We start from the raw sequence: 21,738 nt of genomic DNA, 5'->3' as shown, positions 1-21,738 counted from the left end.
GCCTTCCCCCCGGTGAACCGGCGGGCTGCCGGTGTCTGAGACTAATAGAGCGTTATGTCGGTGAGGCCAAGTTTTCTGGCGAGGTCGAGGGCGTCGGTCTTGGCGACGCCGGCCTTGAGATGGGTCAGGGTCAGCCGCGTTGCGGCACGCCCGTTGACGGTCACCGGCTCTTCGTCGACAGCGCCCAGGATGGCGAACTCCTCGGCCAAGGCGATGGCATTGTTCTGGTCAGCGAAGACGCCCAGCCCCATCTTGATGTCGCGGGAGTCAGCATCCATGGACTTGGCCCAATCCTGAAGGGCCGGATTGCGCGTGGCCATGGCGGTGACAGCGGCGTGGGCGGTGCCGATATTGGCATCCTGCGCCTCAGGCGTCGTGTCGGCATAGGAGAACAGACTGCCGAAGAAATTGCCGGCCATGTCAGCCAGGCTATTGGTATTGTCCACCTGTGCCACGCGGGTGGTGCCGGCACCATAATTGGCCGGGCCGGAATAGCTGGCCACCAGCATGCGGGTGTCGTCGCCTTCGAGCGGGGCGCGGCCGACATACTGCGCAGTGATCTGGGCGTGGCCGGAGTTCACATAGCCCAGCATTTCTGCCGCGCGATGGCTGAGGTCCATGATGCGGCCCGGCATATAGGGGCCGCGATCGTTGACGCGCACGATTACGGAGCGACCGTTTTCCTGATTGGTCACGCGCACATAGCTTGGCAGCGGCAGCGTGGGATGAGCGCCGGTGATGGCATTGGCCGAGAAAATCTCACCGTTGGCGGTGCGGCGGCCATGGAAGTCCGAACCATACCAGGAGGCCTCACCCGAGGCGACATAGGTGGGGTCTTCCTTGGGGACATAGACCTTGCCGCGCACGGTGTAGGGCTTGCCGACCTGGTAGCGGCCGCCACCCTTGGGCGGATTGGGATTGCTGGTAACGCGCGGGGAAACGCCGACGCCATATTCTGATGACGAGAAAGCCGAGCGCTTGACGGTGGCGCCCAATCCGCCGATGCCGCAGGCGGCAAGGCTGGGGGCAATCAGCGCTACAAGGGCAATGATGCGGACGGCATGGCGCCAGGGTGTCGTCACAGTAATCAAACTCAGGGTACTCGAACTTGGGCCGGATCAAGATGCGCGGGCGCCATCATAGCGCGCCTAAGGGGCTTGGACGCGCAGAGAACAGTTTTCTGGTTTCAGCGAGGTTAAAGACAACAAAGCGTTAGCCGTTTGCGTGACATTTGAATGGCACGGTGCACGAAGCATTGATCGCCCTGGTGTGGCAGGCTTCCCTTGAAGCAGGGTTGATATAAAGATATCTTTATGTCACATCCGACGTCCGAATGAACCGAGGTGAACCTCCATGAGCCAGTCCGATCAGCATGTCCTCCCCGACTGGAACGAGGTGCGTGCGGCGCTTGCGAAAGCGGCCAGCGAACGCATCCTGATTCTGGACGGCGCCATGGGCACCATGCTGCAGCGGCGCAAGTTCACCGAAGAGAACTTCCGCGGCGAGCGCTTCAAGGACTGGACACTGCCGCTGCAGGGCAACAATGACCTGCTGGTACTGACCGAGCCGCAGGCCGTCGAAGACATCCACTTCGAATATTACATGGCCGGCGCCGATATCGTTGAGACCAACACCTTCTCGGCGACCTCGGTGGCCCAGGCCGACTATGCCTGCGAAGACGCGGTCTATGACATCAACTACCAGGGGGTGGTCGTGGCGCGGCGCGCGGCGCTGCGCGCCGAGGCCGCCGACGGGCGCCGGCGCTTTGTCGCCGGGGCGCTGGGGCCGACCAATAAGACGTCGTCCATGTCGACGGATGTCAACAGCCCCGGCCATCGCGCCATCACCTTCGACCAGCTGGTTGTGGCTTATGGCGAGGCCATCCGGGGCCTGGTCGATGCCGGTGCCGACCTGCTGCTGTTCGAGACCATCACCGATACACTCAACACCAAGGCCGGCATCTTTGCCGCCCAGCGGCTGTTCGAGGAACGCGGCATCGATGTGCCGATCATGATTTCGGGCACCATTACCGATCTCTCCGGCCGCACGCTGTCCGGGCAGACGCCGCTGGCGTTCTGGTATTCGGTGCGCCATGCCAATCCGCTGACCATCGGGCTCAACTGCGCCCTGGGCGCAGACCTTATGCGCGCCCATATCGCCGAGCTGTCGAGCGGCGCCGACACCTTTGTCTGCGCCTATCCCAATGCCGGCCTGCCCAACGAGTTCGGCGGCTATGACGAGACGCCCGAGATGATGGCGGCCCAGTTCGAGGAATTTGCGCGCGAAGGCCTGGTCAATATCGTGGGCGGCTGCTGCGGCTCGACGCCGGACCATATCCGCGCCATTGCCGAGGCGGTCAGCAAGTACCCGCCGCGCGTCGTGCCCGAGATCGAGCGCCGCCTGCGCCTGTCGGGTCTGGAACCCTTCGTGCTGACGGCGGAAATCCCCTTCGTCAACGTCGGCGAGCGCACCAATGTCACCGGCTCGGCGCGTTTCCGCAAGCTGATCACAGCCGGCGACTATACCGCGGCGCTCGACGTGGCGCGCGACCAGGTGGCCAATGGCGCCCAGATCATCGACATCAACATGGATGAGGGGCTGATCGACTCCCAGCAGGTGATGATCGACTATCTCAACCTGTTGGCGGCCGAGCCCGATATCGCCAAGGTGCCGCTGATGATCGACAGCTCCAAATGGGAGGTGATCGAGGCGGGCCTGAAATGCGTGCAGGGCAAGGCCCTGGTCAATTCGATCTCCATGAAGGAGGGCGAAGAAGCCTTCCTTAGATATGCCCGGCTGGTGCGCGCCTATGGCGCTGCTGTGGTGGTGATGGCCTTTGACGAGCAGGGCCAGGCCGACACCGAAGAGCGCAAGGTCGCCATCTGTACGCGCGCCTACAAGCTGCTCACCGAGGTCGTGGGCTTCCCGCCCGAGGATATCGTGTTCGACCCCAATGTGTTCGCCGTTGCCACCGGCATCGAGGAACACAATGGCTATGGCGTGGCCTTCATCGAGGCCACCAAGACCATCACCGACACCCTGCCCCATGTGCATGTGTCGGGCGGTATCTCCAATCTGAGCTTCTCGTTCCGCGGCAATGAGCCGGTGCGCGAAGCCATGCACGCAGTCTTTTTGTACTATGCCATCCAGAACGGCATGGACATGGGCATCGTCAACGCCGGTCAGTTGGCGGTCTATGAATCGATCGATCCCGAGCTGCGCGACGCCTGCGAGGACGTGATCCTCAACCGGCGCGCCGACGCCACCGAGCGCCTGCTCGACATTGCCGAGCGCTATCGCGGCAATGCCGGCAAGGAAGCGGCGGCCAAGGATCTGAGCTGGCGCGAGAAGTCCGTCGAGGAGCGCATTGCCCACGCCCTGGTCAATGGCATCACCGAATATATCGACGCCGATACCGACGAGGCCCGGCAAAAGGCCGAGCGCCCGCTGCACGTCATCGAGGGTCCGCTGATGGCCGGCATGGGCATCGTCGGTGACCTGTTCGGCTCGGGCAAGATGTTCCTGCCCCAGGTGGTCAAGTCCGCCCGCGTGATGAAGCAGGCCGTGGCGCTGCTGCTGCCCTATATGGAGGCCGAAAAGAACGCCGACGGCAATGCCACCGGCCGCAAGAGCGCGGGCAAGGTGCTGATGGCCACGGTCAAGGGCGACGTGCACGACATCGGCAAGAACATCGTCGGCGTCGTGCTGAGCTGCAACAATTACGAGATCATCGACCTGGGCGTCATGGTGCCCACGGCCAAGATCCTGCAGGTGGCGCGCGACGAGAAGGTGGATATCATCGGCCTGTCCGGTCTCATCACGCCCTCGCTGGACGAAATGGTGCATGTTGCTGCCGAGATGGAGCGCGAGGGCTTTGACATCCCCCTGCTGATTGGCGGGGCGACCACCAGCCGCGTCCATACGGCGGTCAAGATCCATCCGCGCTACGACAAGGGCCAGGCCGTGCATGTGCATGACGCCAGCCGCGCCGTTGGCGTGGTGGGCAATCTGCTTTCGGCCGACACCAAGGTCAGCTTTATCGCCGATATCCGCGCGGAATATGCCAAGGCTGCCGCTGCACACCAGCGTGCTGAAGAGGAAAAGCAGCGCCTGCCGCTGACAAAGGCGCGCGCCAATGCCTTCAAGCCCGACTGGTCGACCTACGCAGCGCCCAAGCCGGCGTTCCTGGGCACCCGGGTGCTGGAGGATTTCGACCTGGCGGAACTGGCCACCTATTTTGACTGGACGCCCTTCTTCCAGACCTGGGAACTCAAGGGCCGTTACCCCGCCATTCTCGAGGACGAGCGGCAGGGCGAGGCTGCGCGCCAGCTGTTTGCCGATGCCAAGCGCATGCTCGACCAGATCATTGCGGAAAAATGGTTCAAGCCGCGCGCCGTGGTCGGCTTCTGGCCGGCCAATGCCGTGGGCGATGACATCAGCCTCTATACCAACGAGGGCCGCGACGAGGAGCTGGCACGTCTGTTCACCCTGCGCCAGCAGCTGAGCAAGCGCGACGGCAAGCCCAATATGGCGCTGAGCGATTTCGTCGCGCCGGTGGACTCCGGCAAGCCGGACTATCTGGGTGCCTTCGTGGTGACGGCGGGCCTCGAGGAAGTGGCCATTGCCGAGCGCTTCGAGAAGCAGAATGACGACTACTCCGCCATTCTGGTCAAGGCCCTGGCCGACCGCTATGCCGAGGCAATGGCCGAATATGTGCACGCCCGCGTGCGCCGCGAGTTCTGGGCCTATGCCCCGGACGAGGCCCTGAGCCCCGAAGAGCTGATCGGGGAAACCTATCGCGGCATCCGCCCGGCGCCGGGCTATCCGGCCCAGCCCGACCACACCGAAAAGACCACGCTGTTCCGCCTGCTGGACGCGCAGAACACCGTGGGCGTCACCCTGACCGAAAGCTATGCCATGTGGCCGGGCTCCTCGGTGTCGGGCTTCTACTATGCCCATCCCGAGGCCTATTACTTCGGCGTGGCCAAGGTGGAGCGCGACCAGGTGCTCGACTATGCCGCGCGCAAGAACATGCCCGTGGCCGAAGTCGAACGCTGGCTCGGCCCGGTGCTGAACTATATCCCCGGCCCCGCAATCGCGGCAGCGGAGTAAGGCCTGGCTTTTGTTGGGGTAATCTCGATGTCCAACGCAGAACCCATTCCCGTGACCCTGGTCACCGAGCCCGGCCACATGCTGGCGCTCGATGCCGAGACGGCACTGCTCCGCCTGGCCGCCAATTCCGGCCATGGCCATGCCGACGGCAGCACATGCGTTGCCTGCGCGACGCGCACCGATGTGCGCGCGCTGCTGTTCGACATGCTCGAAGAGGTCAAGCTGGGCCGCCGTCCGGCGTTCAGCAGGGTGGTGGTGGACGCCAGCGCCCTGCCCGATCCGTCGGTCGTCGTGGAGGCACTGACTGGCAAGCTGCCAGCCCTGGCGCTGCGCGATCACAGCGTCGCCCGGCGCTTCTATCTGGCTGGTGCCGCCTGATATTGTGTCGCAGGACCGGATTGCCCCGACGGGCTCTTGCCGCGTGACAGGTCCCCTGCGCGTGCCTATTCTGCTGCCGATCCCACGGAGAGTCAGCCATGCCCAAACCCGTTGTCGCCCTGGCCCTGGGAAGCGGGGCTGCCCGTGGCTGGGCCCATATCGGCGTCATTGACGCGCTGGTCGAGGCCGGCATCACCCCCGACATCGTCTGCGGCACCTCAATGGGGGCCCTGGTGGGAGCCGTCTATGCCAGCGGCCAACTCGACAAGCTGCGCGACTGGGCCGTCGGCGCCGACTGGCGCGTGGTGGCGTCCATGGTCGATGTGGGGCTGCTCGCCGGCGGCCTGGTTGATGGCGTGCGCATCGTCGACTGGCTGGGCGGCCTGGGCCTTGCCGAATACATCGAAGACCTCAAGCTGCCCTTCGGTGCCGTGGCGACCGACATTTCCACCGGCCGCGAAGTCTGGATGCGCGCGGGACCGTTGACCCAATCGATCCGGGCTTCCATTGGCATGCCGGGGGTATTCAGCCCGGTCAAGCTCGACGGCCGCTGGCTCAGCGACGGTGGGTTGGTCAATCCCGTGCCGGTGTCGCTGGCCCGCGCCATGGGCGCCGACTTCATCATTGCGGTCAATCTCAACGAGGATCTGCTGGGCCGCCGACTGGTTGCCGAGGAGGTTTCGGACGAGGCCGCTGCTGCAGCAAAGGCCGAGTTGGCCGCGGAGGCCGCAGCCAAGCCCAGCAGCTTCATCGATATGGTGCGGGCCATTCCCGCCTCGGTGCAGGCGCGCATGTCGACGATGAATTTCTTTGGAGCCGGCCAGTCAACGCCGGGCTATTTTGACGTGCTGGCCAATGCCATCGACATCATGCAGGACCACATCACCCGCTCGCGGCTGGCGGGCGAGCCGCCCCATGTGATGGTGCTGCCGCGCGTGGTCGACATTGCCATCATGGATTTTCATCGCGCCCAGGAGGCCATCGCCGAAGGCCGCGCGGCCGCCGAGCGGGTCATCCCCATCATCGAGGCTAAGCTGGCTGGGCGTGCGCCCCGCTAGGCGTGGCTGCAGCGCTGCAGCCCCAACGCCCTCACCCTGAAGGGGCGGAGTCTGCCACTACAAGTCTCCCGTCATTGCCCGGCTTGTCCGGGCAATCCAGCATCGTTCAACCGGCTGATCTCGATTGGATCACCCGGACAAGCCGGGTGATGACGGCGATCGCGGTTATAGTATGTTCGCGTTTCCATATCGGCGTGCTGGCTATGCCCAGGCAAGGACAGGCGCCGTCCTATGCCCCGGAGAATTCCACCAGCGGCGTGTCGCCGCGGAGATAGAGTGGATGCTTGGGTGAGCCATCGGCATTGGTGCCAAAGCACCAGAGGGCGATGCCGTCAGCCTTCAGGGCCGCCACCAGCTCCCGCCCGGCCGGGGCCAGCGCCTTGTTGAGCTTGCCGTGGCAGAGGATCACCCGGTCCGCGCCCGAAGCCGCCGCACGGATGGCTGGCAGGTTCTCTGGCGAGACGGCCGCAACGCCGGGCGCCAGCAGCATCTTGGGGTCGGTGGCGCGATAGTCGCCGACATTGGCCTTGACCATGGCCTCGAAACCTTCGCGCCGGGCGAAGGTCCACTCGCGCGCGCAGGTCGGGTCATTGACCATGGCATCGGCCGTGCTGGGGTTCATGCCGATGAACAACAGGTAACGCGAGGGGAACGCATCGCCGATCCAGCGGCGCATCAGCCGGCGATAGCGGCCATCGGCGCTGAAGCTGGCGTCGCCCTTGACGCCCGGCATCAGCGCCAGGCGCACCTTGCCGCCCGGATCATGGGCATCGATGGTCATGCGGTGAGGTCGCTCGGGGGCACCAGACCATTGATCAGGCACGCCGTGGTGACGGTGTTGGCCAGAAGGCAGGCGATGGTCATCGGCCCAACGCCACCCGGCACCGGGGTGATGGCGCCGGCCACTTCCTTGGCGCTGGCGAACTCGACGTCACCCAAAAGGCGGGTCTTGCCGGGCCCACGCTCGGGCGCATCGATGCGGTTGATGCCGACGTCGATCACGGTGGCGCCCGGCTTGATCCAGTCGCCCTTGATCATCTCGGGCCGGCCCACGGCGGCGACGACAATATCGGCCTGGCGCACGATGGACGGCAGGTCGACGGTGCGCGAATGCGCGACGGTGACCGTGCAATTGTCGCGCAGCAGCAATTGCATCATCGGCTTGCCGACGAGGTTGGAGCGGCCGATGATGACGGCGTGCTTGCCGGCCAGCGTGCCGAGGTGATCGCGCAGCAGCATGAGGCACCCCAGCGGCGTGCAGGAGACCGGGCCCGGCAGGCCGATCTGCACCTTGCCCACATTGGCGGGCGTGAAGCAGTCGACGTCCTTGGCCGGGTCGATGGCCTCGATGACCTTGTTGGGGTCGATCTGCTTGGGCACCGGCATCTGCACCAGAATGCCGTGGATGGCCGGATCGGCGTTGAGCTTGTGCACCAGCGCCAGAACTTCGGCTTCGCTGGTGTCCTCGGGCAGCTCGTATTTTTCCGAGTGCATGCCCACTTCCACGGTCTGCTTGGCCTTTTGCGCCACATAGACCTGGCTGCCCGGATCATGGCCGACGATGACGACGGCCAGGCCCGCCGTGATGCCGTGCTCGGCCTTGAGCCGGGCGACATGGTCGGCGATGCGGCCGCGCAGGCCCTCGGCAAAGCTCTTGCCGTCGATGATCGTGGCTGTGCTCGTGGCTGTCATGGGGGCGCCTCCAGTGTGGATCGATGGGCCCGCCGGGCGGCAGGCCCGGGCGGCGTTGTGGCATGCAATAGGAAATGTTGGTCGCCCCGTCCATGGGCTTACTGGCGTAGCGGCGGCTTTTGTTGTGACGCTGCGCCCAAATGAAACGACCACCGAAGCATCTCTGCTTCGGTGGCCGGTGGGAATGCAGGTTCGCCGCGCTGTTGAGGGCTTGGGGGACAAGCGGCCAACACAGCATTCCTGGTTCACCGGTTGCATGGGTCGCTTGCCGTGCCAGTGAACTGAGGAGGAAGATGGTGTGCAAATGCGGCGAGAAAAGAGCACATCACCGCGAAGTGAAGGCGGCGGGATTCCGGGGCCGCAGTTGAAGCAGCGTCGAGAAGCTGTCATTTGGATTGGATAGTGCCTGCCAAATGTGCAGCGCGATTCCGCCGACGGCGGGTTCAATCCGGAACCCGCGAGATGAAAGAGAAACAGAGATGACGACCATCAGCCCCCCGCGCCTGGAGACCAAGTCCTTCACCGAGCCTGCGGAGGCCTGGCGTTATCTGGCCGAGATCTACCATCGCAACACTGGCTTCATCCGTGGCCACCTGGCGTCGCTGGCCAAGGGCATCGTTCCGGCGGGCCGGGTGCGCGCCTGCTATCCGCAGATCGAGGTGCGCTCCACCAGCTATAGCCGCAGCGAGAGCACCCTGCCCTATGGGTTCCTCCATACCCCGGGCATCTACCGCACCACGGTGACGGCGCCGGACCTGTTCTGCAGCTATTTCCAGGAGCAGTTCGCCGTCATCCTCAAGAACCACGGCGGCACGATCGACATCGGGGAATCCGACACGCCCATCCCGCTGCACTTCGCCGTGCCGGCCAATGAGCGGATCGATGGCGAGGCACTCAATGCGCTCAATATCCCGCTGCGCGATGTGTTCGATGCGCCCGACCTGGGCAATACCGACGACGAGATCGCCAATGGCACCTTTGTGCCGCCGCGCGGCGGACCCTATCCGCTGGCTGCGTTCACCGCGCCGCGCGTCGACTATTCGCTGTTCCGGCTCAGCCACTACACCGGCACAGACGCCAGCCACTTCCAGAATTTCGTGATCTTCACCAACTACGCCTTTTACATCGACGAGTTCTGCCGCGTCGCCAAGCAGTACCTGGCCGATGGCCATCCGCATTACGAGAGCTTCATCGAGCCGGGCAATGTGGTGACCGACAATGCGCTGGCCGGCGGCAAGGTGGCGGGCACGTCCCCCGCCCGCGCGCCGCAGATGCCGGCCTATCACCTGACGGCGCCCAATGGCCGTGGCATCACCATGGTCAATATCGGCGTGGGTCCCTCCAACGCCAAGACCATCACCGATCATATCGCCGTGCTCAGGCCGCATGCCTGGATCATGCTCGGCCACTGTGCGGGCCTGCGCAATTCCCAGGAGCTGGGCGACTATGTGCTGGCCCACGCCTATGTGCGCGAGGACCATGTGCTTGATGCCGACCTGCCGCTGTCGGTGCCGATCCCGGCGCTGGCCGAGGTCCAGGTGGCGCTCGAGCAGGCCGTGCACGAGATCACCCAGACCGAAGGGCTCGAGACCAAGAAGATCATGCGCACCGGCACGGTGGCGACGTTTGACAATCGCAATTGGGAACTGCGCGACCAGGCCGAAATCACCCAGCGGCTCAGCCAATCACGCGCGGTGGCGCTGGATATGGAGAGTGCGACCATTGCCGCCAATGGGTTCCGCTTCCGCGTGCCATACGGCACGCTGCTCTGCGTCTCCGACAAGCCGCTGCATGGCGAACTCAAGCTGCCCGGCATGGCCTCGGATTTCTACCGCACGCAGATCAATCGGCACCTGTTGATCGGCCTGCGCGCCATGGAAATCCTGCGCGACCAGCCGGCCGAGCGGCTGCATTCGCGCAAGCTCAGGAGCTTTGCCGAGACGGCGTTTCAGTAGGGCGTCCTCATGCAAATGCCGAGTGTCACATCAGTCCTCACTGTTTTGGGGGTAGCCTGCGCACTCGCGGCGTTTTGCATGTTTTTCTACGGCCTCGCGCGATTGTTGATGCTGGGTTTGCAAGATGCCAAGAACGACAAGGGCTTAAGTCGATCGGATGCTATGTTTGCCGTTTATGCGCGCGTTGGGGAGCCTGAATACCGCAAGTACATGGTAATGACCGGATTGGCCTGGCTCGCTGGCGTGCTGGCGATCGTCCTGCTTGCAGTTGCCCAATCGCTCGCTTAGGGCCCTTCGCTGAAACAACAAAAAAGCCCGGTGTCACCACCGGGCTTTTGCGTAACGTCTGTCGAACCGATCAGCGGCCCTTGACCACCGAGTAGCCGGCGTACTTGGCCGAGGTGCCGAGCTGCTCTTCGATGCGGATGAGCTGGTTGTACTTGGCCAGGCGATCGGAACGGCTGAGCGAGCCGGTCTTGATCTGACCGCAGTTGAGCGCCACGGCCAGGTCGGCAATGGTGGAATCTTCGGTTTCGCCCGAGCGATGCGACATCACCGAGGTGTAACCGGCGCGGTGCGCGGTATCGACGGCATTGAGCGTCTCGGAGAGCGAGCCGATCTGGTTGACCTTGACCAGGATGGAATTGGCCACGCCCATCTTGATGCCCGAGACGAGGCGCTTGGTGTTGGTGACGAAGAGGTCGTCGCCCACCAGCTGTACCTTGTCGCCGATGGCGTCGGTCAGGGCCTTCCAGCCTTCCCAATCGTCCTCGGCCATGCCGTCTTCGATGGTGATGATGGGGTAACGGGCGGCCAGGTCCGCCAGGAACTTGACGTTTTCCTCGGAGGACAGCGACTTGCCCTCGCCGACCATCTCATACTTGCCGCCCTTGAAATATTCGGTGGCAGCGCAGTCGAGCCCCAGGAACACGTCTTCGCCGGGCTTGTAGCCGGCCTTTTCGATCGAGCGCATGATGAAGCCCAGCGCGTCGTCGGCGGACTTCAGGTTCGGCGCAAAGCCGCCCTCGTCACCCACGGAGGTGTTGTAGCCCTCGGCGGAGAGGCCCTTCTTGAGCGTGTGGAAGATTTCAGAGCCGATGCGGACGGCGTCGGCTAGGTTCTCGGCGCCGGCGGGCAGGATCATGAATTCCTGCATGTCGATCGGGTTGTCGGCATGCTCGCCGCCATTGATGATGTTCATCATCGGCACGGGCAGCACATGGGCGTTCGGGCCGCCGATATAGCGGTAGAAGGGCAGCTCGCTCGACTCGGCGGCGGCCTTGGCCACGGCCAGGGAGACGCCCAGGATGGCGTTGGCGCCCAGGCGCGACTTGTTCGGGGTGCCATCGAGATCGATCATGGCCTGGTCAACGGCGAGCTGGTCGAGGGCGTCCATGCCCTGGATCTCGTCAAAGATCGCCGAATTGACGTTTTCGACGGCCTGGGTCACGCCCTTGCCATTGTACTTCGGGCCGCCGTCACGCAGCTCGACGGCTTCGTGCGCGCCGGTGGAGGCACCCGAGGGGACAGCGGCGCGGCCGAAGCTGCCATCGTCGAGCACCACATCAACTTCGACCGTGGGGTTGCCGCGGCTGTCATAGATCTGGCGGCCGGTGACGTGGATGATTGAAGACATGGAAAGCCCTTCCCGATGGGAGTTCACGCGATTGCTGGCCTTCTGTTAGACGCAGGTCATGACAGAGAAAAGAGGGCACCCGAGAAAAAATGCGCCTGGCATCGCAATCGGGGCCCGATGGGGGCATGGAGGAGTTGTTCGCCTGTTGGATTATCGTTAATACCAACGCCATCCCGAGGAGGACCCATGAGCGAACGATTCATCAAGCAGGTGGCCCATGTCTGCGTTTTTGCGCAGGACCTGGCCAAGACCGAAGCCTTCTATGTCGATGTGCTGGGGCTGGAGAAAGCCTTCGACTTCAACCGCGGCGAGGACTGGATCGGCTTTTACCTGGCCACCGGCGGGCGCACCTTTGTCGAGGTGTTCCGCCGCGACGCCGTGCAGTTCGCCGACAGCAATCCGATCAACCATCTCTGCTTTGAGACCGAGGACCTCGATGGCCTGCTCGCCCAAGTGCGGGCCAAGGGCGTTGCCATCACCGACAAGAAGCTGGGCGTGGATGGCACCTGGCAGGCCTGGACCGCCGATCCCGACGGCGCCAAGATCGAGATCTTCCAGTACACGCCCGAAAGTCGGCAGTTTCAGCCGCATGGCGGCGTCTGCCAGGTGAACTGGTAAGCCCTAGCGCACCGGTGCGGTTACCTGGCCAGCGCCGATGAGCCAGGTCACCGACTCCTGCACGGCCTCAAGCGAGGTATAGCGCGGCGCGTAGCCGAGGAGGCGTCGGCCCTTTTCGATCGAGCAATTGGGCGAGCGGGCGATGTGTTCCCAGGTGGCCTTGGCTTCCTCCGGATCCTGCTCGCTGGCCCATTGCTCGAAGCCGGCAAAGCGCAGGCGCGGCTCATGGCCGAACCAGCGGTACATGGCCTCGGCATAGCCACGCAGCGTCACTGCCGCGCCGGAGACGGCGTGGAAGGCCTCGCCGACCGATGCCGTACGGTTGTCGATGGCGCGCACGATGACCTGCGCCACGTCGTCGGCATGGACATGGTGCACGGTTTCCAGACCGAAATTGGCCAGCGCCAGCTCGTCGCCACGCGCAATGGTGCTGAACACCGCCGGGTTGAAATGGCCGGCCGGGTTGAGCGGCGCCCAGCCCGGCCCGACGATATGGCCGGGGTGGACGATGGTGGCGGGAAACTGCTCGAAGGCCGCCCGGCGCAGCAGGTCGGCCTCGATGTCGGCCTTGGCGGTTCCATAGTCGCCAAAGGGGAATTTCACTGCCGATTCCGGCGTCGGCACGACGGTTGAGACACCATGGGTCCAGATGGTGCCCACATGGATGAAATGGCTCACCTGGCCCTGGAGGGCATCGGCGAGCTGGTTGTGGCTCTCCAGCGTGAAGCAGATGCAGTCCACCACGATATCGGCGCCCAGATTGGCAATGGCATGGCCGAAGTTGCCCTTGGCCTCCTCGGCCTCGCGGTCGATGGTCACCATGCGGGCATGTTGCCAGACCGGACTGGGCTGATAGGGCTGCGCCCTGCCCCGGCTCACAGCGATCACCTCGTGCCCGGCCATGATCAGCCGGGGCACCAGATAGGTGCCAATATGTCCGGTTGCGCCGATTATGGCGATCTTGCTCATGGCCTAGTCCTCCGTCGTCTTTTTGTGTGCATCGGTGTCGTCGCGGCGATGGCCGTCGATGCGCTTTTGCGCGAGTGCCTTTTCAGCCGCCGTCTGCTGTTTTTCCGCCTTGGTGCGGCCAAACGCGATGCGGTTCTGCTCGGCCTGCGCCTCTTTGTCGGCCCGGGCCTTGTGCTTGCGCGCCATGCGCAGGTTGATGATCTCGGCCATGGTTGGCTCCGGCTTGGGGTGCTCTCTGGCTAACACGCAGCACAGGTCGCGGCCAAGTCCGCCGGCCGCGATCCGGGAAAGACATCGGTAGTTTTCCGGTGTGCTGACGGGGAGTTGTACCAATTGCGGACCATGCCGGACCGGCCTTGACTGCCTCAGGGGGACATGGTGTCCCGGGAGAGGCTGAGATGACGGAAGAGTTTATGGCCGGCGAGCCCATTCGCCCATCCGTGCGCGAAAGCGGCGCGGGAATGCTGTGGTATCCGCTGGCCGAGGCGGTGACGCCACTGATGAAGACCCGGGGCAAATATGCCAATCACTATCCGGTCGGCGCCATCGTCCACTACACGGCCGGGCATGACCAGAGCGAGGACGATGCGCGCGGCACGCTGTCCTGGGGCCGGCAACAGGGCTACTGCTTCTTCGTCATCGGCCCGACCGGCAAGATCTACCAGTCCTTCCCGCTCGACGAATGGGGTTATCACGCCGGCGAGTCGCATTGGCCCGGGCTGGGATCAAGTGTCAGCTCCAAGCTGGTAGGCATCGAGGTGTGCGGCGCCGGCCTGCTGGACTCCAATCGCAAGAGCTGGTTCGGCAAGACCTATCCAGCCGATCAGACGCGCAAGGTGACCGAGGCGGACTATGGCTGCCCCACGGGCCTGTACAAGGCCTATACCGAAGAGCAGGAAGAGGCCCTGATCCGGCTGCTGCTCTGGCTCAAGAGCAACAAGCCCAATGTCTTCGACAACCGCTATGTGCTGGGCCACCACGAAGTCAGTGGCAAGCAGGGCATTGGCTATTGGCGCAAGCAGGATCCGGGTGGCGCGCTGTCGATGTCGATGACGGCCTTGCGCAAGCGCCTCGACGCCGGCGCCTGAGCTCTAGGCGCGCTCCGCAGCGGGCCGCTCCAGCGTCAGATAGATGCTGTCGCACCATTCCTCGCCGAGCAGAAAGGTATGCGCGGCCCGGCCGGTCTCGACAAAGCCGAGCCGGGCCAGCACCGCCAGCGAGGCGGCATTGCGCGGGTCGACATCGGCCCTCAGGTCCGGCGTATCGGTGACGGCAAAGATATGGGCGATGGCGGCCCTGGAGGCCTCTGTGGCAAAGCCCCTGCCCCAGACATCGGGGTGGAGGATGAAGCCGAAATCGGGCAACCGCCCGGCGCCCACTTCGCCGATCACTTTGCCATCGAGTTCGATGGCAAAGTGCTGGCCGCCGGTGGCCTCGCGGGCCAGCATATTGTCCAGCCAGGTGCGCGTCACCGACACATCGGCATGCGGCAGCGTCGACCAATAGCGCATGGCAAGCGGATTGCCGGTGATCTCGAAGAAGGCGTCGAGATCACCCGCCCTGGGCCGCCGGAGCAGCAGGCGCTCCGTGCGGATGTGCACTAGACCAGCCGGCTCTGCTCGATGGCCGCCGCGATGAAGCTGGCGAACAGCGGATGCGGCTCGAAGGGCTTGGACTTGAGTTCGGGGTGGAACTGCACGCCGATGAACCAGGGGTGGTCGGTGCGCTCGACGATCTCGGGCAGCTTGCCATCGGGCGAGACGCCGGAGAACAGCAGGCCGTTCTTCTCGAGCAGTTTGCGATAGTCCATGTTCACTTCGTAGCGGTGACGATGGCGCTCGGAAATGCGGGTGGTGCCATAGATGTCGGCGACGCGGCTGCCGCGGGTGAGCTGGGCCGGATAGGCGCCCAGGCGCATGGTGCCACCGAGGTCGCCGTCATTGGCGCGCTTTTCGGTGTCATTGCCCTTCACCCATTCGGTCATCATGCCGACGATGGGCTCCTTGGTGGGGCCAAACTCGGTCGACGAGGCATTCTTGATGCCGGCAGTGTTGCGCGCGGCTTCGACGCAGGCCATCTGCATGCCAAAGCAGATGCCGAAATAGGGCACGTCCTTGACGCGGGCAAAGCGGGCCGCCTCGATCTTGCCGGCCGAGCCGCGCTCGCCAAAGCCGCCAGGCACCAAGATGCCGTGCACATGCTCGAGATAGGGGGCCGGGTCATCGCGCTCGAAGACCTCGGAATCGATCCACTGCAGGTTGACCTTGACCTTGTTGGCGATGCCGCCGTGGTTGAGGGCTTCCGAGAGGGATTTGTAGGCGTCCTTGAGGCCGGTGTACTTGCCCACGATGGCGATATTGACCTCGCCCTCGGGGTTGTGCAGCCGGGCCGACACATCCTGCCAGGCGCTCAGGTCCGGAGCCGGCGCGTCGGTGATGCCAAAGGCGGCCAGCACTTCGCGGTCGAGGCCCTCATTGTGGTAGGCCAGCGGCACGTCATAGATCGAGGCGACGTCCAGGCCCTGGATCACGGCGCTTTCGCGCACGTTGCAGAACAGGGAGAGCTTCTTCTTCTCGCCCTCCGGAATCGGGCGGTCGCAACGCACCAGCAGCACGTCGGGAGCAATGCCGATCGAACGCAGCTCCTTGACGGAGTGCTGGGTCGGCTTGGTCTTGAGCTCGCCGGCCGAGGGGATATAGGGCATCAGCGTCAGGTGCAGGTAGCAGGCGTGGCCGCGGGGCAGATCATTGCCGAGCTGGCGGATGGCCTCGAAGAACGGCAGTCCTTCGATATCGCCGACCGTGCCGCCGATTTCGACCAGCACGAAGTCGAAGTCCTCATTGCCTTCGATGACGAAGTTCTTGATGGCGTCGGTGACGTGGGGAATGACCTGGACGGTGGCGCCGAGATATTCGCCCTTCCGCTCCTTGGCCAGGATGTCCGAATAAATGCGGCCGGTGGTGATGTTGTCGCGCTTGTTGGCGGCGCGGCCGGTGAAGCGCTCGTAGTGCCCCAGATCCAGGTCCGTCTCGGCGCCGTCGTCGGTGACGAACACCTCGCCGTGCTGGGTAGGGGACATGGTGCCGGGGTCGACATTGAGATAGGGGTCGAGCTTGCGCAGGCGGACCTTGTAGCCGCGCGCTTGCAGGACAGCGCCGAGCGCCGCCGATGCAAGACCTTTACCCAATGAGGAGACCACGCCTCCGGTGATGAATACGTACCGAGCCATGGGCGCTCACCTTAATCACATCAGCATCGATTCGTAGAGCCGCCAAGCCGCTCTACACAAAAAGAAGAAGGGGATGTTTCCATCCCCCTCTTTGGTCTCGCCTTGCGGCGGTTAGTTGGTCGGCGCCGCCGGCGTCTCGGCGGGGGCCGGAGCGGCGTCGGTGCCGCTGGCAGCCGGCGCGTCGGCTGCAGGCGCAGCTTGCGCCTCGGGCGCCGGGGTCGCGGTGTCGGCAGCAGGTGCAGCGGTGCTGGCCGCCGGCGCCGTGGTGGCATCGGTGGTCGGCGCGGCCGGCGTATCGCTGGCCGGGGTCGTGGTGGTCGAATTGGACGCGGGTACAGGCAGGTCAGCGGTGCTGTCGCCCTGCAGGGAATTGAGCGCATCCAGCACGCTACCCGGCGCGGTGCCGTCCGGCGTGGTCACTGCACCATCGATGATGCTGGTGGTGCCGCGGTCAAGTTCGCTCAGAATCGTCAGGCCAATGGCCGTGGCAAAAAACAGCGTGGCCAGGATCGCCGTGGTGCGGGTCAGCAGGTTCGCCGAGCCGCGCGCGGTCATGAAGCCGCCGCCGCCACCACCACCGCCAATGCCCAGTGCGCCGCCCTCGGAACGCTGCAGCAGGATCACCACAATCAGCGCCAGGACGATCAGCAGATAGGCCACAATCAGGACGTTCGCCATCGTGTCTCAGTCTATTGGTCTGTCAAAAGATGGCGCGTCATACACGCCTCAGGTCGCAATTGCCAGAGGCCGGGCGGATTTTCCGGCCGGCCTCGGGTCGTCATTGCCTAGACGGCGGAGATAATGGTGTAGAAGTCCTTTGCCAAGAGGCTGGCGCCACCGACCAGGCCGCCGTTGACATTGTCCACCGACAGGATCTCGCGTGCGTTCTGCGGCTTGAGCGATCCGCCATAGAGAATGCGGATGCTCATGCCCGTTTCGGGGAAGCGCGACACCAGCTGCTGGCGAATGCTGGCATGCATGCGGGTAATGTCGTCAATGGTGGGTGTACGCCCGGTGCCGATGGCCCAGATGGGCTCATAGGCGATGATAACCTCGTGAACGCCGGCGGCGTCGGGCACCGAACCGGTGAGCTGTTCGGCCACCACGGATTCGGCCTGGCCGCTGTCGCGCTGGGCCTCGGTTTCACCCACGCAGATGATCGGCTTGAGGCCGGCGCCGATGGCCTGCTCGGCCTTGGCGCGCACCAATGCGTCGGTTTCGCCATGGTCGGCGCGGCGTTCGGAATGGCCAACAATCACATATTGCGCGCCGGCGTCAGCGAGCATGCTGGCCGAGATATCGCCGGTGTGGGCGCCCGCAGCCTGGGAATGGCAATCCTGGCCACCGGCCAGAATGCCCGAGGTGGCGCCCAGCTGGCACACTTCGGAGAGGATCGTCGCCGGCGGGCAGATGACCACCAGCGCACGTGGCGATTCACCGGTGGTGAGTAGTCCGGCGAGCGTCGAAATCTCGTCCAAGGCCCCCCGCAGTCCGTTCATTTTCCAGTTCCCCGCGATCAGCGGCGAAATTGACGTGGTCACTGTTTGCTACTCCTGCCTCTTGCACCGGAACTGGGATTGCCCTAACCCCGGCTGTCAAAATGGATTACTAATGCCCTGCCCACGCTGTGGTAAAGGCTCAAGTCTCTGAAACGGAACGTCCGATATGCTCGATAGTTTGCGCGGTTTTGCAAAATCCTGGCCCGGCAAAGTCATGGGTGCGTTCCTTTTGGTGGGCATAGCCGGCTTTGGCGTCAACAATGTGGTTGGTGGCCTGAACACAACTTCGGTTGGCAAGGTGGGCAATCAGGACATCTCGCTGCGGAGCTTCCAGCGCGCCTACCAGGCCCAGCTCAACCAGGTGGCCCAGCAGATCGGCCAGATGCCGACGACCGAGCAGGCCGTCAATTTCGGCATTCCCTCCCTGGTGCTGCAAGATCTGGCGCAGGACGCGGCGCTCGACCAGATGGCCGATCAGTTCGGCCTGGGCGCGTCTGACAAGAAGCTCAGCGAAATGCTGCGGCAAGACCCCGCTTTCCAGGGCACGCTGGGCAATTTTGATCCCACCACCTTCAAGCAGGTGCTGGCGCGCAGCGGCTTTACCGAGGCCGAGTATTTCGATGACCAGCGCGATGCGGCGCGTCGCCAGCAGCTGATTCTGAGCCTGTTCGGCGATACCCCGCTCAGCAGCACCGCCTCGAGCCTGATCAACCGCTATGCCGCCGATCAGCGCACGATCGACTATTTCGTGCTGACGGATGCGAACCTGCCGGCGCCTGCGGCGCCGACCGAAGATGAGCTGGCGACCTATCTCAAGGATCATCAGGCTGAGTTCCGCACCGTCGAGACCCGCACCGTGCAGATGCTGCGCCTGTCGCCGGCGGACCTGGCCGCGACCAAGGTCATTACGCCCGAGGCCATTGCCGCCGAATACGAGCGCACAAAGGCCAATCTGACCAAGGCCGAGCGCCGCACCATTCAGCAGGTCGTACTCAACGACGCCCAGGTCACGGCTTTCGAGGCCGGCCAGGCCGCAGGGACGCCGTTTGAGACGCTGGTGGCCGACAATGGCCTGACCGCGACGGATCTGGGCACGCTGGCCCAGGCTGACATCAATGATGCCAACCTTGCCACGGCCGCCTTTGGCCTGGCCGATGGTGCCTTCACCGTCATCGATGGCGTCGCCGGCAAGCGCGCCGTGCACGTCTCGGCCATCGAAGCTGGCGGCGTTCCCACGCTGGAAGAAGCCGGCCCGCAGATTGCCCAGGACCTTGCCCGCGTGCAGGCCCGCAACGAGATCGCCGATGTGCAGGACCAGATCGAGGAACTGCGCGCCGCTTTCCGCCCGCTGAGCGAGATCGCCCAGCGCTTTGGCCTGCCCATCTACGAAGCCAAGGTCACAGCCGCCGGCGGTGAGCTAAGCGTGGTGCCCGACCTGGACAGCGCCGACGTGCCGCGCGTAAGCCAGGCCATCTTCAAGGCCGAACAGGGCCAGCTGACGTCAGCCATTCCCCTGGCCGGCAGCGGCAATCTCTATTTCGATCTGACCGCCATCGACCCCGCCCGCGACCAGACGCTGGACGAGGTGCGCGACGATGTTGTCACGGCCATCACCACCGAGCGCAGCAACAATGCTCTGCTGGCGGCCAGTGCCGATGCCGTGGCCAAGCTCGATGCCGGCACGCCGCTGGCCGATGTCGCCGCGACCTACAACCTCTTCCCCCAGCTCAGCTCGCCCTTCACCCGCTTCGGCGCCGAAGACGGGACGATCGATGCCACTGTTGCCGCCGCTGCCTTTGCCGGCGACGCCAAACACCACGGCTCGTCGGTCAGCCAGGCGGGCGAATATGTCGTCTTCCAGGTCGTGGACGTTGTGGCCGCCGATGGCGGGCTGGAGGCCAATGCCAAGCAGAGCCTCGAGAACGAAGTCCGCAACGGCCTTTATGGCGATTTCGTCACCGCCGTGCGCGACGACGCCGGCCTCCGCATCAACCAGCAGGCGATCAACCAGATCCTTGCCGTCAATACCGGCCTGTAAGCACAGGCCGGCCCAACCCCAAACCGGATATGAACACGATGGTCGACGTCGATTTTCAGCACTTCTGCGCGCAATATGATGCCGGGAAGTCGCAGATCGTCTGGCGTCGCATCGTGGCCGATCTGGAAACGCCCGTTGGCACCTATCTCAAGCTGGCCCAGGGCCGGAAGAACACCTTCCTGCTCGAGTCAGTGCAGGACGCCACCGTGCGCGGCCGCTATTCCATCATCGGCCTGATGCCGGACGTCATCCTCAAGGTCGAGGACGGCGCAGCCAGCATCAATCGTTCGGCCCAGCTCGGCGACAGCCATTTCGAGCCCCTGCCCGACCTGCCGCTGGACGCCTTGCGGGGCCTGGTCGCCGACAGTGCCATCGAGGTGCCGCCCGGCCTGCCGCCGCAGTCCGCGGGCGTCTATGGCTATCTCGGCTATGAGATGGTCCGCTATATGGAAGTGCTGCCCGACAGCAATCCCAAGGACATCGATACGCCCGAGGCGGTGCTGATGCGCCCGTCGCTGCTGGCCATTTTCGACACGCTCAAGGATGAGCTCTATCTGACTGCACCCGTCTATGTGCGGCATGGCGTGTCGGCCCGCCAGGCCCATGAGGCCGCCCAGGGCCGGATCGATGACGCCATTGACCGGCTGGGTCGCGCCATGCCGACCACCCCGGCCCTGCCCGACCTCGAAAACATCGCTGTTACCAGCAACACCTCCAAGGACGAGTATTTCGCCATGGTGGCGCGGGCGAAGGACTACATCACCGCCGGCGACATCTTCCAGGTGGTGCTGAGCCAGCGCTTCTCGGCCGATTTCAGCCTGCCGCCCACCGCGCTCTATCGCGCGCTGCGCCGCACCAATCCCAGCCCCTACATGTATTTCCTCGATTTCGGCGACTTTGCCGTGGCCGGATCGAGCCCGGAAATCCTGGTGCGGGTGCAGGATGGTGAAGTCACCATCCGGCCGATCGCCGGCACCCGCAAGCGCGGTGCCACCCCGACGCGCGATCAGGAACTGGCGGCCGAACTGCTCAGCGACCCCAAGGAGCTGGCCGAGCATCTGATGCTGCTTGATCTGGGCCGCAATGACGTGGGCCGTGTCGCCAAGACCGGCACGGTCAAGGTCACCGACAAGTTCTTCCTCGAATACTATTCCCACGTCATGCACATCGTCTCCAACGTGGTGGGCGTGCTCGATCCCAAATATGACTTTGTCGACGCCCTCTCGGCCGGTTTTCCCGCCGGCACCGTGTCGGGTGCACCAAAAGTGCGGGCCATGGAGATCATCGACGAGCTCGAAAAGTCGCGCCGCGGCATCTATGGCGGCTGCGTGGGCTATTTCGGCGCCGACGGCACCATGGACACCTGCATCGTGCTGCGCACAGCCATCCTCAAGGACGGCAAGCTTTATGTGCAGTCGGGCGCCGGCATTGTTGCCGACAGCGTGCCCGAACTCGAGCAGATGGAATGCGAAAACAAGGCCCGCGCCCTTTTCAGCGCCGCCGAGGAAGCGCTACGCTATGCTGGCGAGGCGAGGATCGGGCAATGAGTGCGGC

The 21,738-nt window shown here is 64.4% G+C and carries 19 protein-coding genes; 9 read left to right on the top strand and 10 right to left on the bottom strand.

Going from position 1 to position 21,738, the window contains the following annotated elements:
- Positions 1-41: 41 nt before the first annotated feature.
- Positions 42-1,082, bottom strand: a complete 1,041-nt coding sequence (locus tag K1177_RS18505; RefSeq protein WP_318153275.1) for a septal ring lytic transglycosylase RlpA family protein — start codon at positions 1,080-1,082, stop codon at positions 42-44.
- A 271-nt stretch (positions 1,083-1,353) separates the two neighbouring features.
- Between K1177_RS18505 and metH the strand changes: the two genes are divergently transcribed.
- The 3 genes from metH (at position 1,354) to K1177_RS05985 (ending at position 6,548) form a co-directional block, all read left to right on the top strand.
- The gene (metH, locus tag K1177_RS05995) at positions 1,354-5,112 is read left to right on the top strand and encodes a methionine synthase (protein ID WP_224702398.1); all 3,759 of its coding nucleotides are present in this window, start codon (positions 1,354-1,356) and stop codon (positions 5,110-5,112) included.
- A 27-nt stretch (positions 5,113-5,139) separates the two neighbouring features.
- Positions 5,140-5,490: a hypothetical protein gene (locus K1177_RS05990; RefSeq protein ID WP_224702397.1), complete on the top strand. Its 351-nt coding sequence runs from the start codon at positions 5,140-5,142 to the stop codon at positions 5,488-5,490.
- A 98-nt stretch (positions 5,491-5,588) separates the two neighbouring features.
- Positions 5,589-6,548: a patatin-like phospholipase family protein gene (locus K1177_RS05985; protein ID WP_224702396.1), complete on the top strand. Its 960-nt coding sequence runs from the start codon at positions 5,589-5,591 to the stop codon at positions 6,546-6,548.
- 229 nt (positions 6,549-6,777) lie between these two features.
- Here K1177_RS05985 and K1177_RS05980 read toward each other — a convergent pair whose 3' ends face one another.
- Together K1177_RS05980 and K1177_RS05975 are read right to left on the bottom strand one after the other, a co-directional pair.
- Positions 6,778-7,329, bottom strand: a complete 552-nt coding sequence (locus K1177_RS05980; protein WP_224702395.1) for a DUF1643 domain-containing protein — start codon at positions 7,327-7,329, stop codon at positions 6,778-6,780.
- Entirely contained in the window at positions 7,326-8,240 is a 915-nt protein-coding gene (locus tag K1177_RS05975; protein ID WP_224702394.1) for a bifunctional methylenetetrahydrofolate dehydrogenase/methenyltetrahydrofolate cyclohydrolase, read from the bottom strand. The genes K1177_RS05980 and K1177_RS05975 overlap by 4 nt, the downstream gene beginning before the upstream one ends.
- A 479-nt stretch (positions 8,241-8,719) precedes the next feature.
- Here K1177_RS05975 and K1177_RS05970 point away from each other — a divergent pair, with 479 nt between their 5' ends.
- A complete protein-coding gene (locus tag K1177_RS05970; protein WP_224702393.1) occupies positions 8,720-10,195 on the top strand; it encodes an AMP nucleosidase in 1,476 nt (491 codons plus the stop codon).
- 78 nt (positions 10,196-10,273) lie between these two features.
- Entirely contained in the window at positions 10,274-10,483 is a 210-nt protein-coding gene (locus K1177_RS05965) for a hypothetical protein (protein ID WP_224702392.1), read from the top strand.
- Between the two features lie 70 nt (positions 10,484-10,553).
- Here K1177_RS05965 and eno read toward each other — a convergent pair whose 3' ends face one another.
- A complete protein-coding gene (gene eno / locus K1177_RS05960; protein WP_224702391.1) occupies positions 10,554-11,831 on the bottom strand; it encodes a phosphopyruvate hydratase in 1,278 nt (425 codons plus the stop codon).
- A gap of 186 nt (positions 11,832-12,017) precedes the next feature.
- On the opposite strand from eno, the gene K1177_RS05955 reads away from it, so the two are divergent.
- A complete protein-coding gene (locus K1177_RS05955) occupies positions 12,018-12,449 on the top strand; it encodes a VOC family protein (protein WP_224702390.1) in 432 nt (143 codons plus the stop codon).
- 3 nt (positions 12,450-12,452) lie between these two features.
- Here the strand turns inward: K1177_RS05955 and K1177_RS05950 are convergent, their stop codons facing one another.
- Together K1177_RS05950 and K1177_RS05945 are read right to left on the bottom strand one after the other, a co-directional pair.
- Complete coding sequence (locus K1177_RS05950) at positions 12,453-13,418, bottom strand: NAD-dependent epimerase/dehydratase family protein (protein WP_224702389.1); 966 nt, start codon at positions 13,416-13,418, stop codon at positions 12,453-12,455.
- A gap of 3 nt (positions 13,419-13,421) precedes the next feature.
- Positions 13,422-13,628 carry a DUF4169 family protein gene (locus K1177_RS05945; RefSeq protein WP_224702388.1) on the bottom strand — a complete coding sequence of 69 codons (207 nt, stop codon included), beginning with the start codon at positions 13,626-13,628 and terminating at the stop codon, positions 13,422-13,424.
- A 188-nt stretch (positions 13,629-13,816) separates the two neighbouring features.
- Here K1177_RS05945 and K1177_RS05940 point away from each other — a divergent pair, with 188 nt between their 5' ends.
- Complete coding sequence (locus tag K1177_RS05940; protein ID WP_224702387.1) at positions 13,817-14,506, top strand: peptidoglycan recognition protein family protein; 690 nt, start codon at positions 13,817-13,819, stop codon at positions 14,504-14,506.
- A gap of 3 nt (positions 14,507-14,509) precedes the next feature.
- On the opposite strand, the gene K1177_RS05935 is transcribed toward K1177_RS05940, so the two are convergent.
- The 4 genes from K1177_RS05935 to tpiA all read right to left on the bottom strand — a co-directional run bounded on the left by K1177_RS05935 (position 14,510) and on the right by tpiA (position 18,188).
- A complete protein-coding gene (locus tag K1177_RS05935) occupies positions 14,510-15,019 on the bottom strand; it encodes a GNAT family N-acetyltransferase (RefSeq protein WP_224702386.1) in 510 nt (169 codons plus the stop codon).
- Positions 15,019-16,647: a CTP synthase gene (locus tag K1177_RS05930; protein WP_224702385.1), complete on the bottom strand. Its 1,629-nt coding sequence runs from the start codon at positions 16,645-16,647 to the stop codon at positions 15,019-15,021. The genes K1177_RS05935 and K1177_RS05930 overlap by 1 nt, the downstream gene beginning before the upstream one ends.
- A 111-nt stretch (positions 16,648-16,758) precedes the next feature.
- Positions 16,759-17,325, bottom strand: coding sequence for a preprotein translocase subunit SecG (gene secG, locus K1177_RS05925; RefSeq protein WP_224702384.1), 567 nt, complete (start codon positions 17,323-17,325; stop codon positions 16,759-16,761).
- Between the two features lie 107 nt (positions 17,326-17,432).
- A complete protein-coding gene (gene tpiA / locus K1177_RS05920) occupies positions 17,433-18,188 on the bottom strand; it encodes a triose-phosphate isomerase (RefSeq protein WP_224702383.1) in 756 nt (251 codons plus the stop codon).
- Between the two features lie 124 nt (positions 18,189-18,312).
- Here tpiA and K1177_RS05915 point away from each other — a divergent pair, with 124 nt between their 5' ends.
- Positions 18,313-20,184, top strand: a complete 1,872-nt coding sequence (locus K1177_RS05915; protein WP_224702382.1) for a peptidylprolyl isomerase — start codon at positions 18,313-18,315, stop codon at positions 20,182-20,184.
- A gap of 38 nt (positions 20,185-20,222) precedes the next feature.
- Positions 20,223-21,731 (top strand): anthranilate synthase component I, encoded by a 1,509-nt coding sequence (gene trpE / locus K1177_RS05910; RefSeq protein ID WP_224702381.1) that lies wholly within the window; start codon positions 20,223-20,225, stop codon positions 21,729-21,731.
- Positions 21,732-21,738 lie beyond the last annotated feature (7 nt).

It is taken from the genome of Devosia aquimaris (assembly GCF_020169335.1).
Lineage (GTDB): Bacteria > Pseudomonadota > Alphaproteobacteria > Rhizobiales > Devosiaceae > Devosia > Devosia aquimaris.
Note: the sequence above shows the minus strand (reverse complement) of the source record. Positions and strands in the feature narration are given on the sequence as shown.

Bases quoted from the DNA above. Each gene is read 5' to 3' on its own strand.
- K1177_RS05915 (WP_224702382.1), top strand. From the start codon at position 18,313: ATGCTCGATAGTTTGCGCGGTTTTGCAAAATCCTGGCCCGGCAAAGTC.
- K1177_RS05980 (WP_224702395.1), bottom strand. From the start codon at position 7,329: ATGACCATCGATGCCCATGATCCGGGCGGCAAGGTGCGCCTGGCGCTG.
- K1177_RS05955 (WP_224702390.1), top strand. From the start codon at position 12,018: ATGAGCGAACGATTCATCAAGCAGGTGGCCCATGTCTGCGTTTTTGCG.
- K1177_RS05975 (WP_224702394.1), bottom strand. From the start codon at position 8,240: ATGACAGCCACGAGCACAGCCACGATCATCGACGGCAAGAGCTTTGCC.
- K1177_RS05965 (WP_224702392.1), top strand. From the start codon at position 10,274: ATGTTTTTCTACGGCCTCGCGCGATTGTTGATGCTGGGTTTGCAAGAT.
- eno (WP_224702391.1), bottom strand. From the start codon at position 11,831: ATGTCTTCAATCATCCACGTCACCGGCCGCCAGATCTATGACAGCCGC.
- secG (WP_224702384.1), bottom strand. From the start codon at position 17,325: ATGGCGAACGTCCTGATTGTGGCCTATCTGCTGATCGTCCTGGCGCTG.
- K1177_RS05970 (WP_224702393.1), top strand. From the start codon at position 8,720: ATGACGACCATCAGCCCCCCGCGCCTGGAGACCAAGTCCTTCACCGAG.
- K1177_RS05945 (WP_224702388.1), bottom strand. From the start codon at position 13,628: ATGGCCGAGATCATCAACCTGCGCATGGCGCGCAAGCACAAGGCCCGG.
- K1177_RS05985 (WP_224702396.1), top strand. From the start codon at position 5,589: ATGCCCAAACCCGTTGTCGCCCTGGCCCTGGGAAGCGGGGCTGCCCGT.
- K1177_RS05930 (WP_224702385.1), bottom strand. From the start codon at position 16,647: ATGGCTCGGTACGTATTCATCACCGGAGGCGTGGTCTCCTCATTGGGT.
- K1177_RS05990 (WP_224702397.1), top strand. From the start codon at position 5,140: ATGTCCAACGCAGAACCCATTCCCGTGACCCTGGTCACCGAGCCCGGC.
- trpE (WP_224702381.1), top strand. From the start codon at position 20,223: ATGGTCGACGTCGATTTTCAGCACTTCTGCGCGCAATATGATGCCGGG.
- K1177_RS05940 (WP_224702387.1), top strand. From the start codon at position 13,817: ATGACGGAAGAGTTTATGGCCGGCGAGCCCATTCGCCCATCCGTGCGC.
- K1177_RS05950 (WP_224702389.1), bottom strand. From the start codon at position 13,418: ATGAGCAAGATCGCCATAATCGGCGCAACCGGACATATTGGCACCTAT.
- metH (WP_224702398.1), top strand. From the start codon at position 1,354: ATGAGCCAGTCCGATCAGCATGTCCTCCCCGACTGGAACGAGGTGCGT.